Origin of the sequence: Pyxidicoccus trucidator (genome assembly GCF_010894435.1) — a bacterium.
GTDB lineage: Bacteria > Myxococcota > Myxococcia > Myxococcales > Myxococcaceae > Myxococcus > Myxococcus trucidator.
Genome location: NZ_JAAIXZ010000033.1, coordinates 47,974 through 62,806, shown reverse-complemented (window position 1 = coordinate 62,806; position 14,833 = coordinate 47,974). Strand labels below are relative to the sequence as shown.

Genomic DNA, 14,833 nt, shown 5'->3' with positions numbered 1-14,833 from the left:
CGCCCGCGAATACACCATGACGCTCCTCCTCATCCTGCTGCGCAAATCCAGACGGCTGGCCCTGCTCACGGTCGTCTTCGGCCTGCTGTCGGGCGCGAGCAGCGCGTCCCTGCTGGCACTCATCAACCAGGCGCTGGCAAGGGGCGACCAGGGCTCGCCGGGTGACATCGCCCTGCCCTTCGCGGCCATCGCGGTGGCGGCGCTGCTGACGCGCATGGCCTCGCAGTTGGTGCTCAACCGGCTCCAGCAGGGCATCCTGCTGCACCTGCGCCTGTGGCTCAGCCAGCACCTGCTGTCCACGCCGCTGCGGACGCTGGAGCAGGCCGGCGCCCACCGGATGCTGACCTCGCTGATGCAGGACATCGCCACCCTGAGCGCGGGGGTGATGGTGCTGCCGGACATCTTCATCAACTCCGCCATCGTCCTGGGCGGTCTCATCTACCTGTTCTGGCTGTCGTGGCCCGTGTGTCTGGCCGTCGTGGCGTTCCTGGTGCTCGGGCAGCTCACGTACTCCGTGCCGGCCCGCGTGGCCAACAGGTACCAGGAGCAGGCGCGCGAGCAGTCCAGCACCCTGTTCCGGCACTTCCTCGCGATGTCCACCGGCGCCAAGGAGCTGCGACTCAACCGCCGCCGCCGTCGCGCCTTCTTCAACGAAGACCTGGGCCCTGTCGTGCACGAGGTGCGCCGGCTGTACCTGCGCACCGACGACCTCTACTCCGTCGCGGCGAGCTGGGGCATGTCCATCTACACCCTCACCATCGGCCTGCTGCTGGTGGTGGGGCCCCTCGTCACCCCGCTGACGCTGATGGAGCTGATGGGCGCGGTGCTCGTGGTGCTCTATTTCCAGCAGCCCCTCAACGCCATCACCACCATGTTCCCCTCCCTGCGCCGGGGTGAGGTGGCGCTGGTGCAGATTGAGCGACTCGGCGTGAGCCTGGTGCCCGAGCAGGGCGTGCAGACGGAGCTCCCGGAGCAGGCAGAGGTCCCGCGCACCTTCGAGTTCCTCGAGCTGGCGGGCGTCACCCACACCTACCGCAACGAGCGGGACGGAGAGCAGTTCACCCTGGGCCCCATCCACCTGCCGGTGCGGCGCGGGGAGCTGCTCTACCTGGTGGGGGGCAACGGCAGCGGCAAGACGACGCTGGCCAAGCTCCTCTGCGGGCTCTACGCGCCCGAGGCCGGAGAGGTTCGCGTGGACGGCGTGCCCGTCACCGCCACGGGGCTGGACGACTACCGCCAGTTCTTCGCGACCGTCTTCTTCGACTTCTTCCTCTTCGAGCGGCTGCTGGGGATGTCCTCGCCCGCGGTGCTGGAGCAGGCCCGGGGCTACCTGGCACACCTGCACCTGGACAAGAAGGTGACGATTGGAGAGGACGGCAAGCTGTCGACGACGGCTCTCTCGCAGGGGCAGCGCAAGCGACTGGCGCTGCTGGTGGCGTACCTGGAAGACCGCCCCGTCTACCTCTTCGACGAGTGGGCCGCCGACCAGGACCCGCAGTTCAAAGAGGTCTTCTACAAGCAGCTCCTCCCGGACCTGAAGGCCCGAGGGAAGGCCGTGGTCGTCATCACCCATGACGACCGCTACTTCCACCTCGCGGACCGCCTCGTCCGCATCGAGTCCGGGCAGCTCGTCTCCGATGGGAAGCCGGACGGGCCGCGAGTCACGAACATCTTGAGCGCGTAGTCGGAGTCAGGTTCATGAGTGACATCAAGAAGAGGATTGCGGGACTCTCGCCGGAGAAGCGCGCGCAGCTGGCGAAGCAGCTCCAGCAGAAGGTGGTTCGCAACGCCCCGCCCCCCATCGCCCGGCGCCCGGCGGGAAGTGGGGCGCCGCCGCTGTCGTTCGCACAGCAGCGCCTGTGGTTCCTCGAGCAGCTCGAGCCCGGCACGTCCGCCTTCAACATCCCCACCGCGCTGCGCCTGGAAGGTCCGCTGGACCCCCAGGCGCTGGAGCACGCCCTCACGGAGGTGGTGCGTCGCCACGAGGCGCTGCGCACCACGTTCCGCGACGAGGGCGGCACGCCCCTCCAGGTCATCCACCCGCCAGCGCCCTTCCCCCTGCCCGTGGTGGACCTCACCGGGCGTGAGGACCGCGAGGCCGAGGCGCTCCGGCTGAGCGCCCGGGAGGCCACACGCCCCTTCGACCTGGCCACCGGCCCGCTGCTGCGCGCCGTCCTGCTGCGGCTGGACGACAGGCGGCACATGCTGCTGATGGCGATGCACCACATCGTCTCCGACGGCTGGTCCATGGGCGTGCTCGTGCGCGAGCTCACCGCCCTCTACCCCGCGCTTGCCGCGGGACAGCCCTCGCCGCTGCCCGAGCCGACGATGCACTACGGCGACTTCGCGGCGTGGCAGCGCGAGTGGCTGCAGGGCGAGACGCTGGAGACCCAGCTCCAGTGGTGGCGGCAGCAGCTCGCCGGCGCGCCCGAGCTGGAGCTGCCCACCGACTTCCCCCGTCCCCGGCAGCCGAGACACCCGGGAGGCAATGTCAGCCGGAAGCTGCCCGGCGACGTGTCCGCCGCGTTCGCGGAGCTGTGCAAGCGCGAGGGCGTCACCCCGTTCATGGCGGTGCTGGCGGCGTTCCAGCTCGTGCTGGGCCGCTACTCCGGGCAGGACGACATCGTGGTGGGCTCGCCCATCGCCGGCCGCAACCACGCGGAGGTGGAGGGCCTGGTCGGCTTCTTCCTCAACACCCTGGTGCTGCGCACCCGCCTGTCCGGCGACCCCACCGTGCGCGAGCTGCTGGGCCGCTCGCGGCAGATGGCGCTGGAGGCCTTCGCGCACCAGCACGTGCCCTTCGAGCACCTCCAGGCCCCCCAGGGCGGCCGGCACTTCAGCGTCATGTTCATGATGCAGAACTTCGGGCGGCTGGAGGTGGAGCTGCCCGGGCTGACGGTGAGCGGGGTGGCGCTGCCGGAGCAGTCGGCGAAGTTCGACCTGACGCTCTCCTGCGTCGAGGAGCCGGACGGCCTTCAGAGCGAGCTGGAGTACGACGCGGAGCTGTTCGAGCCGGCCACGGCCGAGCGCCTGTTGAAGCACGTGCACCACGTCATCACCGCCATGGTGGCCCGGCCGAACGAGCGGCTGTCACGGCTGGAGCTGCTCGTCGGCGACGAGCGGCACTCGCTGCTGGCGGAGTGGAGCGGCGCGCGCGCGGAGTTCCCGGATGACACCACCCTGGGCGCGCTCATCCGGGAGCAGGCACGGCTCGCCCCGGAGGCCGTAGCGGCCGTGGTGGACGGGCGGCAGCTGACGTACGCGGAGCTGGAGCACCGGGCGAATCAGCTCGCGCGGCGTCTGCGGCGCGAGGGTGTGGGCCCCGAGTCCATCGTCGGCGTGTGCGTGGAGCGCTCGCTGGAGCTGGTGGTGGCGCTCGTGGGCATCCTCCACGCGGGCGGCGCGTACCTGCCGCTGGACCCGTCCCTGCCTCGGGAGCGCCTGGCCTTCATGCTGGAGGACAGCGGCGCTCGCGCCCTGGTGACGCAGCGGCCGATGCTGGCGCGCTTCGCGCGGCCTCCGGCGGGCGTGGTGCTGCTGGATGCGCAGCGGGAGGAGCTGGCGGCGGAGGGCGGCGAGCCGGTGGACGGCGGGGCCACCGCGCGGAACACCGCGTACGTCATCTACACCTCCGGCTCCACGGGCCAGCCCAAGGGCGTGCTGGTGGAGCACCGGGGCGTGTGCAACCTGGTGGCGCACGAAGCCCGCGAGTACGAGGTGGGCCCCGGCACGCGGATGTTGCAGTTCGCCAACCTGGGCTTCGACATCTCGGTGGAGGAGATCTTCACCACGCTCTGCGCGGGCGGAACGCTGTACCTGGCGCCGCTGGAGCGGCTGATGCCGGGTGAGCCGCTGCACTCCTTCCTGCGTGAGCAGGCCATTACCGCGGTGAGCCTCACGCCCGCGGCGCTGGCGGCCACGGAGTCCACAGGGCTGCCGGCGCTGCGCACCGTCATCTCCGGTGGCGAGGCCTGCTCGGCGGACGTCGTCGCACGGTGGAGCCCTGGCCGACGCTTCCTCAACACCTACGGCCCCACCGAGGGCACCGTGGTGGCGACCCTCACGGTGTGCGAGGCGGACGGGCGGGCGCCGTCCATCGGCCGGCCGCTGGCCAACGTGGAGACGTACGTGCTGGACGCGGGGCTGCAGCCCGTCCCCGTGGGAGTGCCGGGCGAGCTGTACCTCGGCGGCGTGGGAGTGGCGCGGGGCTACCTGGGCCGTCCGGAGCTGACGGCCGAGCGCTTCGTGCCCCACCCCTTCAGCCGCGAGCCCGGAGCGCGCCTGTACCGCACGGGAGACCGGGTGAAGTGGCGCTCCAGCGGGGAGCTGGACTTCCTGGGGCGCGTGGACACGCAGGTGAAGGTGCGTGGCTTCCGCATCGAGCTGGGCGAGGTCGAGTCCGCGCTGGCCGCACACCCCGCCGTGCGGGACGCGGTGGTGGTGGTGCGCGAGGACGGCCCCACCGGCAAGCGGCTGGTGGGCTACGCGGTGCCTGCACCCGGCCAGTCCGTAGAGGTGGAGGCGCTGCGGGAGTTCCTCCGCGAGCGGCTGCCCGAGTACATGGTGCCGGCCGCCCTGGTGCGGCTGGACGCGCTGCCGCTGACGCCCAACGGGAAGGTGGACCGCAAGGCGCTGCCCGCGCCGGATGCTTCCGCGGAGGTGCACCGCGCCTTCGTGGCGCCGCGCACCGCGACGGAGCAAATCCTCGCCGAGCAGTGGAGCGCGCTGCTGGGCGTGGCCCGGGTGGGCATCCACGACGGCTTCTTCGAGCTGGGCGGCCACTCGCTCATCGCCACCCAGGCCGTCGCACGCATGCGCAGCCACTTCGGCGTCGACCTGCCGCTGCGGCTGCTGTTCGAGGCGGCCTCGCTGGAGGCGCTCGCGCGGATGGTCGACGAGGCCCTGGTGTCGGGCAATACCAGCAGTCTGCCGCCCCTGCGTCCGGCGCCTCGGGGCGGGGCCCTGCCGCTGTCCTTCGCGCAGCAGCGCCTGTGGTTCCTCGACAGGCTGGAGCCGGGCAGCCCCTTCTACAACATCCCCGCCGCGGTCCGGATGGACGGCGCGCTGGACGAGGAGGCGCTGCGACGCGCCCTCCAGGAGCTCGTCCACCGTCACGAGTCGCTGCGCACCACCTTCGGTGAAGAGAGCGAGTCGCCCGTGCAGTACATCCACCCGGAGGCGGCGCTGCCGCTGAAGGTGGTGGACCTGAGCCACTTGCCCGAGCCCGAGCGCGAGGCGGAGACCCGCAGGCAGATTGCCGCCGAGGCCCAGACGCCCTTCGACCTGGCGCAGGCCCCGCTGATACGGGCCGCCCTGCTGCGCCTGTCCGGGCAGAGCCACGTCCTGCTCGTAACCCTCCACCACATCGTGTCGGACGGCTGGTCCGTCGGCGTCCTCATCGGCGAGGTGAGCGCCATCTACGTGGCGTTCGCGCGGGGACTGCCGTCGCCGCTGCCGCCGCTGGAGTTCCAGTACCCGGACTACGCCGCCTGGCAGCGGGGATGGCTGCGCGACGAAGCGCTGGAGCAGCAGGTGTCCTGGTGGAAGCAGGCGCTCTCCGGCGCGTCCCACGCGCTGGAGCTGCCCACGGACAGGCCGCGCCCGCCGGTGCAGTCGCTGCGCGGTGCCCACCTGCCGGTGCAGCTCGGCGGCGAGCGCGCGGCGGCCCTCCAGGCGCTCTGCCGGCGTGAAGGGGTGACGCCGTTCATGGCGCTCCTCTCCGCGTTCCAGGTCCTGATGGCGCGCTACTCGGGCCAGGACGACATCGTCATCGGCACGCCCATCGCCGGCCGTCGGACGGTCGAGCTGGAGGGCCTGGTCGGCTTCTTCGTGAACACGCTCGCGCTGCGCGCGCGGCTGCGCCCCGGGATGACGTTCCGGGAGCTGCTGGCTCAGGTGAAGGAGACGACGCTCGGCGCCTACGCCCACCAGGACGTGCCCTTCGAGAAGCTGGTGGACGAGCTGCGCCCCGAGCGCGACATGAGCCGCACGCCGCTGTTCCAGGTGGTGGTGGCCCTGCAGAACATGCCGCCGATGAAGCAGGCGGACGCCGTGCTGACGCTCAGTCCAATGGAGATGGACAGCGCCACCTCGAAGTTCGACCTGTCGCTCCTGGTGACCGACCTAGGGACGGAGGTGGGCGGCGTGCTGGAGTACAGCACCGACCTCTTCGACGAGGCGACGGTGCGGAGGATGGTGGACCACCTGTGGCGGCTGCTGGACGAAGCCGCCGCCGACCCGGGCCGCGCCATCTCCCACCTGACGCTGATGAGCGCCGCCGAGCAGCGGCAGGTGCTGGTGGAGTGGAACGACACCGCCGCGTCCTTCGAGGACGCCACCTGCATCCATGAAGCGTTCGAGGTTCAGGCCCGGCGCACGCCCGACGCTCCGGCCCTGCGCTTCGGGCAGCTGTCGCTCACCTACCGAGAACTGGACGCTCGCGCCAACCAGCTCGCCCATGAGCTGCGGGCCCTCGGCGTCCGCCCCGACACGCGCGTTGCCCTGAGCCTGGAGCGCTCGCTCGACCTCATCGTCGGCATGCTCGGCGTGCTCAAGGCCGGTGGCGCCTACGTCCCGCTGGACCCGGCCTACCCCCGTGAGCGCCTGGCTCTCATGCTCCAGGACTCCGGCGCGACGGTGCTCCTCACCCACTCGCACCTGCGCGACGCGCTGCCCTCCAGCTCCGCCCTCGTGCTGGCGCTCGATACCCACGCGACGGCCCTCTCGCGGCACCCGGACACCGCGCCAGCGCGGTGGGCAACTCCCGACAACCTCGCGTACGTCATCTACACGTCGGGCAGCACCGGGCGTCCCAAGGGCGTCATGGTGGCGCATCGCGGCGTGCTCAACCTGGCCCGGCACATGGCCAGTGCCACGGGGGTACAGCCCGGCCAGCGCGTGTTGCAGGTCGCCTCGGTCAGCTTCGACGCCTCCGTGTTCGAGATAACGTCGACGCTGCTGAGTGGCGCGACCCTGGTGCTGGCATCGCGTGACGAGCTGCTGCCCGGCCAGCCGCTGGTGGACACGCTGCTCGGCCAGTCCATCGACTCCGTGCTGCTGCCGCCCGCCGTCCTGGCCGTGCTGCCCACCGACGGGCTGGAGGCAATCACCAGCCTCCAGACCGGTGGCGAGGCCTGCTCCATCGAGGTGGTGGCGAAGTGGGCCCCCGGCCGCAAGTTCCTCAACGTCTACGGCCCCACCGAGTCCACCGTCATCTCCACCGTGCACCGCTTCGTGGCGGATGGGCAGCGCCCGCCGATTGGCAAGCCGATCTCCAACACCCTCCACTACGTGCTGGACGCGCACCTGCACCCGGTGCCCGTGGGAGTCGTCGGGGAGCTGTTCATCGGCGGCGTCGGACTGGCCCGTGGCTACCTGGGCCGCCCCGAGCTCACCGCCGAGCGCTTCGTGCCCGACGTCTTCGGCACCACGCCCGGCGCGCGCCTGTACCGCACCGGAGACCGGGTGCGCTGGCTGCCTGACGGCACGCTCGACTTCCTGGGCCGCACCGACTTCCAGGTGAAGCTGCGCGGCTTCCGCATCGAGCTGGGTGAAATCGAGACCACCCTTGCCCAGCACCCGGCGGTGCGTCAGACGCTCGTCCTGGTGCGCGAGGACGTCCCCGGCGACAAGCGCCTGGTGGCCTACTTCACCTGTCACGACGCCGCGCCGGACAGCGCCGCCCTGCGCGACTTCCTGAAGCAGCGGCTGCCTGGCCACATGGTGCCCGGGGCCTTCATGGCGCTGGACGCCTTCCCCCTCACGCCCAACGACAAGGTGGACCGCAGGGCCCTGCCAGCACCGGAGTCCACCTCCGCCGCCGGCACCTTCGAGGCGCCCGTCACCGAGACCGAGGTGCGGCTGGCCGCCCTCTGGGCCGAGGTGCTGCGCGTGGAGAAGGTCGGCCGTCACGACGACTTCTTCGCGCTGGGTGGCCACTCGCTGCTGGCCACCCAGGTCGTCTCGCGCGTGCGCAAGGCCTTCGGAGTGGAGCTGCCCCTGCGCGCCTTCTTCGAGGCGCCTACCGTGGCCGCCCTCGCCCAGCGCATCGAGCGGGCGAAGCTCCAGTCCCAGCCGGAGATGCAGCGACCTCCGCTGGTTCCCGTGCCCCGCACCGGCCCGCTGCCACTGTCCTTCGCCCAGCAGCGCCTGTGGTTCATCGACCAGCTCCAGCCCGGCGACATCACGTACAACCTGCCCGCCGTCGTCCGGCTGGAGGGGCTGCTGGACGCGGAGGCCCTCGAACGGAGCCTGTCCGAGCTGGTGCGGCGTCACGAGTCGCTGCGCACCACCTTCCTGGCCCGGGAGGACGGGCCGGTCCAGGTCATCGCTCCGGCCGCGCCCATCTCCCTCCCACGGGTGGACCTGAGCACGCTGGACGCAGAGGCCGCCCAGGCCGAGGCCCTGCGGCGGGTGGGCGAGGAAATCTGGCGCCCCTTCGCGCTGGACTCCGGTCCGCTGCTGCGCGCGCAGCTGCTGAAGCTCGGTCCGTCCGAGCACGTGCTCTCGCTCAACCTCCACCACATCGTCACGGACGGCTGGTCCCAGGGCGTGCTGGTCCGCGAGGTGGCGGCGCTCTACGAGGCCTTCTCGCGAGGCCGGCCGTCGCCGCTGCCAGAGCTGCCGGTGCAGTATGCCGACTTCGCCGTGTGGCAGCGCTCCTGGCTCCAGGGGGCGGTGCTCGACGAGCAGCTCCAGTGGTGGAAGCAGCAGCTCTCCGGGGCTCCTCATGCGCTGGAGCTGCCCACGGACTTCCCGCGTCCGGCCGTGCAGTCCTTCCGCGGGTCCAGCCTCCTCTACACGCTGCCCCGCTCGCTCACGCTTTCGGTGGAGGCGCTCTGCGAGAAGGAGGGCGCCACGCCCTTCATGGCGCTGCTGGCGGCCTTCCAGACGCTGCTGGCGCGCTACTCGGGCCAGGACGACATCGTCATCGGCTCGCCCATCGCCGGCCGGCACTTCGCCGAGCTGGAAGGGCTCATCGGCTTCTTCGTCAACACCCTGGTCCTGCGCACGCGCCTGGACGACAACCCGTCCTTCTGCGCCCTGCTGGCGCGCGTGAAGGAGACGACGCTGGGCGCCTACGCGCACCAGGACGTGCCCTTCGAGAAGCTCGTCGAAGAGCTGCGGCCCGGGCGCGACCTGAGCCGCTCGCCGCTGTTCCAGGCGATGCTCATCCTCCAGAACACCACGACGGAGGACGCGACGGGGACGGCCCCGCGAGCGCCGGGCAGCCTCGCCATGCACCCCCTGGAGTTCCAGGGCCACAGCGCCCGGTTCGACCTGACGCTCAGCTTCACCCGCGCCGCCGAGGGACTGGTCTGCGCGGTGGAGTACAGCACGGACCTCTTCCGGGAGGACACCGTGCGCCGCCTCATGGGCCACCTCCAGGTCCTGCTGGAGTCCGCCGTCGCCCACCCCGAGCAGCGCGTGCTCGATTTGCCGCTGCTTCCCTCCACCGAGCAGCACACCGTCGTGGTGGAGTCGAGCGACCCGCGCACCTCGCTGCGGCGGACGCTGGTGCACACGCGCGTCTCCGAGCAGGCCGCTCGCACGCCCGACGCCACCGCCCTCGTCGCCGGCACGGAGCGCCTCACCTATCGCCAGCTCGAGGAGCGCGCCAACCGCCTCGCCTGGCACCTGCTGTCGCTCGGCATGGGCCCCGAGGTGCGTGCCGCCGTGTGCATGGAGCGCACCGCGGAGCTCGTCGTGGCGATGCTCGCCGTCCTCAAGACGGGCGGCACCTACGTCCCCCTGGACCCGAACTACCCGCGCCAGCGCCTGGACTTCACGCTGGCCGATGCCAGGGCGCGGCTGCTGCTCTCCCACCGGGCCCTGCTGGACTCGCTCCAGCTCGACACGGCGGAGACCCTCACCGTCTGTCTCGACGCGCTGCCTGACGGCTTCTCGCGCCTGCCCTCCTCGGCTCCGGCGTGCGAGGCCGTGCCGGACAACCTCTCCCACGTCATCTACACCTCCGGCTCCACCGGCAGACCCAAGGGCGTGGCGATTTCCCACGCCAGCACGACGGCGTTCCTCGACTGGGCCACGGGTGCTTTCTCCCGCGAGCAGCTCGCGGGCACGCTGGCGGCCACCTCCATCTGCTTCGACCTCTCCATCTTCGAGCTGTTCGCGCCCCTCGCGTGCGGCGGCACCGTCTTCCTGGTGCGCGACGCGCTGGCGCTGGCGTCGATGCCCGACACCGGCGAGGTGACGCTCGTCAACACCGTCCCCTCGGCCATCGCCGAGCTGCTGCGGCTGGGCGCCATTCCGCGCTCGGTGCGCACCATCAACCTCGCGGGCGAGGCCCTGCCGGGCGCACTGGTGCGGGACCTGTACGCCACCGGCACCGTGCAGCACGTCTTCAACCTCTACGGGCCCACCGAGGACACCACCTACTCCACCTTCACCCGCGTGCCGGAAGGCCCGGGCGAGCCCACCATCGGCCTGCCCCTGCCGGAGACTCGCGGCTACATCCTCGACGCACGCCTGGCGCTGCAGCCCCCGGGTGTCCCAGGCGAGCTGTACCTGGCGGGCGCGGGACTGGCCCGGGGCTACCTGGGCAGGCCTGACTTGACGGCGGAGCGCTTCCTGCCCGACGCCTTCAGCCCCGAGCCCGGTGCACGCATGTACCGCACGGGAGACCTGGTGCGCCGGGTGCCCGGTGGCCCGCTGGAGTACCTGGGCCGCATCGACCACCAGGTGAAGGTGCGCGGCTTCCGCATCGAGCTGGGAGAGATTGAGTCCGCGCTGCGGCAGCACCCCAGCCTCCAGGGCGCGGTGGTGATGGCGCGCGAAGACGGCGGTGGCGGCAAGCGACTGGTGGCCTACGTGGTGACGGCCGAGGGCCGGTCGCTCGACACGGAAGCGCTGCGGCAGCATGTGCGGCAGGGCCTGCCGGACTTCATGGTGCCCTCCGCCTTCGTTGCGCTGGACGCCTTCCCGTTGACCCCCAATGGCAAGGTGGACCGCAAGGCGCTGCCCGCGGCCGATGCCGTGGCCCTCAGCTCGGCGCGCACGTACGTGGCGCCCGCTACCGAGACGGAGGAGCGACTCGCCGCGCTCTGGGCCGAGGTGCTCCGGGTGGAGAAGGTCGGCCGTCACGACGACTTCTTCGCGCTGGGCGGCCACTCGCTGCTGGCCACCCAGGTGGTGGCGCGCATCCGCGCGGCGTTCCAGGTGGAGCTGCCCCTGCGCGCGCTCTTCGAGTCGCCCACGCTGGAGCAGCTCGCGAGCGCCATCGACGCCCAGGCGCGCGCGGGGGCGGAGTCGGTGCAGGCCCCCCGGCCCGTGCCCAGGACTGGCGGCATGCCGCTGTCGTTCTCCCAGCAGCGGCTGTGGTTCCTCGACCAGTTGGAGCCGGGCAGCGCGCAGTACAACATGCCCACCGCGCTCGTCATGGACGGAGCGCTGGACGTGCCCGCGCTGGAGCGCGCCGTCACGGAGGTCGTTCGCCGCCATGAGGCGCTGCGCACCACCTTTGCCTCCGAGGCGGGCCAGCCCACCCAGGTCATCCACCCGCCGTCCCCGCAAAAACTGACGGTGGTGGACCTGACGGGTCTGCCCGAGGCACAGCGGATGGAGGACGCCCGCCGCCTGGCCACCGAAGACATGCTGCGGCCGTTCAACCTGGCCACCGGGCCGCTGCTGCGCGTCAGCCTGCTGCGCCTGGGTGCGCAGCGGCACGCACTGTTGTTCAACCTGCACCACATCGTCTCGGATGGCTGGTCCTCTGGCGTGCTGGTGCGCGAGGCCGTGGCCCTCTACGAGGCGTTCCGCCAGGGTCAGCCCTCGCCGCTTCCCGAGCTGCCGGTGCAGTACGCCGACTACGCGGTGTGGCAGCGGGAATGGCTGCGGGGCTCGGTGCTCGACACGCAGCTGGGCTGGTGGAAGCAGCAGCTCACGGGTGCGCCGCCGCACCTGGAGCTGCCTGGCGACTTCGCACGCCCGCCGGTGCTCACCCACCGGGGAGTCACGGTGCCGGTGCGCCTGTCGCAGGAGCTGAGCGAGTCACTCGCGGCGATGGCCCGGCGCGAGGGCGCCACGCCCTTCATGGTGCTGCTGGCGGCCTTCCAGTTGCTGCTGTCCCGCTACTCCGGGCAGGAGGACGTCGTCGTCGGCTCGCCCATCGCCGGCCGGCGCTTCACCGAGCTGGAAGGGCTCATCGGCTTCTTCGTCAACACCCTGGTCCTGCGCACGCGCCTGGAGGACAGCGCGTCCTTCCGCGCCGTGCTGGCCCGCGTGAAGGAGACGACGCTGGGCGCGTATGCGCATCAGGACGTGCCTTTCGAGAAGCTGGTGGAGGAGCTGCAGCCGGTGCGCGACCTGAGCCGCTCGCCACTGTTCCAGACCCTCTTCGTGCTGCAGAACATCCCGGCGAAGGACATTGCCCTGCCCTCGCTGGCCGTCCGCCCGCTGGACTCCGACGGCGATGCGATGGCCAGGTTCGAGCTCAGCCTCAACCTCTTCGAGACGCCCGACGGCTTCTTCGGCACGCTCCAGCTCAATGCGGACCTGTTCACGCAGGCCACCGGTACGCGCATGGTTCGGCACCTCCAGGTGCTGCTGGAGGCCATCGCCGCCAATCCGGAGCAGCGCCTTTCCGAGCTGCCTCTGCTGACCGCCACCGAGCGTCAGCAGGTGCTGCGCGGTTGGAACGAGACCGCCGCGGATGTTGCCGTCGACTCCTGCTTCCACCACGCCTTCGAGCTCCAGGCCGCGCGCACGCCCGACGCTCCCGCCGTCAGCTTCGAAGACTCCGTCCTCTCCTTCGACCAGCTCAACTCGCGCGCCAACCAGTTGGCCTGGCACCTGCGCTCGCTGGGCGTCGGTCCCGACGTCCCCGTGGCCCTCTGTTTCGAGCGCTCCGTCGACATGGTCGTCGCCCTGCTCGGCGTCATGAAGGCCGGCGGTGGCTACGTCCCTCTGGACCCGGCCTGGCCCTCCCAGCGCCTCGACTTCACCCTCCTGGACTGCGCGGCTCCCGTCCTCCTCACCCAGCAGAGGCTGGCGGACTCCTGGACTCCGCCCCAGGGCACGCGGGTGCTGTGCCTCGACTCGGCGGAAGCACTGCCCGCCTCGCTGCCCACTCACAACCCCGCGCCTTCGGCCACTGCCGACAACCTCGCGTACGTCATCTACACCTCCGGCAGCACCGGCACGCCCAAGGGCGTCATGGTGCAGCACCGCTCCGTTCTCAACCTGCGCCACGCCCTGGCTCGCACGGTGTACGCGGGGCAGCCCACGGGCCTGCGCGTCAGCGTCAATGCGCCGCTGGCCTTTGACGGCTCCGTCAAGCAGCTCGTCCAACTGCTCGACGGCCACTGCCTGTGCATCGTCCCCGACGCCACCCGGCAGGATTCAGACGCCCTGCGCCAGTGGCTGAAGCGCCAGCGCGTCGACGTACTCGACTGCACTCCTTCGCTGCTGCGGTTGCTGGTGCAGGAAGGCCTGCTTCAGGACGAGGCTGCGCCCCGGTTGCTGGTGCCCGGCGGTGAGGCCCTTGACGAAGCCCTCTGGCAGCAGCTCGCCGCCGCGCCTCGCACCCGCACCTTCAACGTCTACGGCCCCACCGAGTGCACGGTGGACTCCACCGCCTTCGCCGTGCGCCCCGAGACGCGCCCCACCATTGGTGGGCCCCTGGCCAACGTCCACGTCTACGTGCTGGATGGGCAACTGCGGCCCGTGCCCGTCGGCGTGCCGGGAGAGCTCTTCATCTCCGGCGCGGGCCTCGCCCGTGGCTACCTGCGCCGCCCCGCCCTCACCGCAGAGCGCTTCCTGCCCGACGCCTTCAACCCCACCCCTGGCGCCCGCATGTACCGCACCGGTGACAAGGTGCGCTGGCTGGCCGACGGCACCCTCGACTACCTGGGCCGCACCGACTTCCAGGTGAAGCTGCGCGGCTTCCGCATCGAGTTGGGTGAAATCGAGGCCGCCCTCGCCCAGCTTCCGGGCGTGCGCCAGTCCCTCGTCCTCGTACGCGAGGACGTGCCCGGCAACCCGCGCCTGGTGGCCTGGTTCACCCACCACGAGGCCGCACCCGACTCCGCCTCCCTGCGCGCCTCCCTCAAGCAACGGCTGCCCGAGTACATGGTGCCCGGCGCCTTCGTCGCCCTGGACGCCTTCCCCCTCACTCCCAACGGAAAGGTGGACCGCAAGGCCCTTCCCGCTCCGGAGTCCTCCGCCTCGGCCGCCACCTACGAGGCGCCCGCCACGCCTACCGAGCATCAGCTGGCCACCTTGTGGGCCGAAGTGCTGCGCGTGGAGCGCGTGGGCCGTCACGATGACTTCTTCGCGCTGGGAGGCCACTCGCTGCTGGCCACCCAGGTCGTCTCGCGCGTGCGCAACGCGTTCCAGGTGGAACTGCCGCTGCGCGCGCTCTTCGAGGCTCCTACCGTCGCCTTGCTTGCCCCGCGCATCGAGCAGGCCCGGCGCGAGCGTGATGGCGCCCGTCCTCCGCCACTGCTCCCGGTGCCGCGCACCGGCGCACTGCCGCTGTCCTTCGCGCAGCAACGCCTGTGGTTCCTGGACCGCCTGCAGCCCGGCAGCGCGTTCTACAACATCCCCTTCGCGGTGCGCCTCGTGGGCGCGCTGGAGACCGGAGCACTGGAGCGCGCCCTCCAGGGACTCGTCCAGCGCCATGAGGCGCTGCGCACCTCCTTCCATGTCGAGTCCGACGGCGCCCCCGTCCAGCAGCTCCACGCGGAGGCTCCGCTGCCGTTGACAGTGGTGGACTTGAGCCACCTGCCGGAGTCCGAGCGCGACACCGCGGCCCTCGAACAGGCCGCCCAGGAAGCGCGAAAGGCCTTCGACCTGACGAAGGCCCCGCTGATGCGCA

At 71.5% G+C, this 14,833-nt stretch carries 2 protein-coding genes (1 of these 2 cut by a window edge); both read left to right on the top strand.

What is annotated here, in order from left to right; genetic code table 11:
• Positions 1-16: 16 nt before the first annotated feature.
• Positions 17-1,684, top strand: a complete 1,668-nt coding sequence (locus tag G4D85_RS46905) for a cyclic peptide export ABC transporter (RefSeq protein WP_164021373.1) — start codon at positions 17-19, stop codon at positions 1,682-1,684.
• 14 nt (positions 1,685-1,698) lie between these two features.
• Positions 1,699-14,833 carry part of the coding region annotated (locus G4D85_RS46900) for a non-ribosomal peptide synthase/polyketide synthase (RefSeq protein WP_164021371.1) on the top strand (this coding region is incomplete at its 3' end). Its footprint extends 17,937 nt past the window's final position, so 13,135 of the 31,072 annotated nt are shown.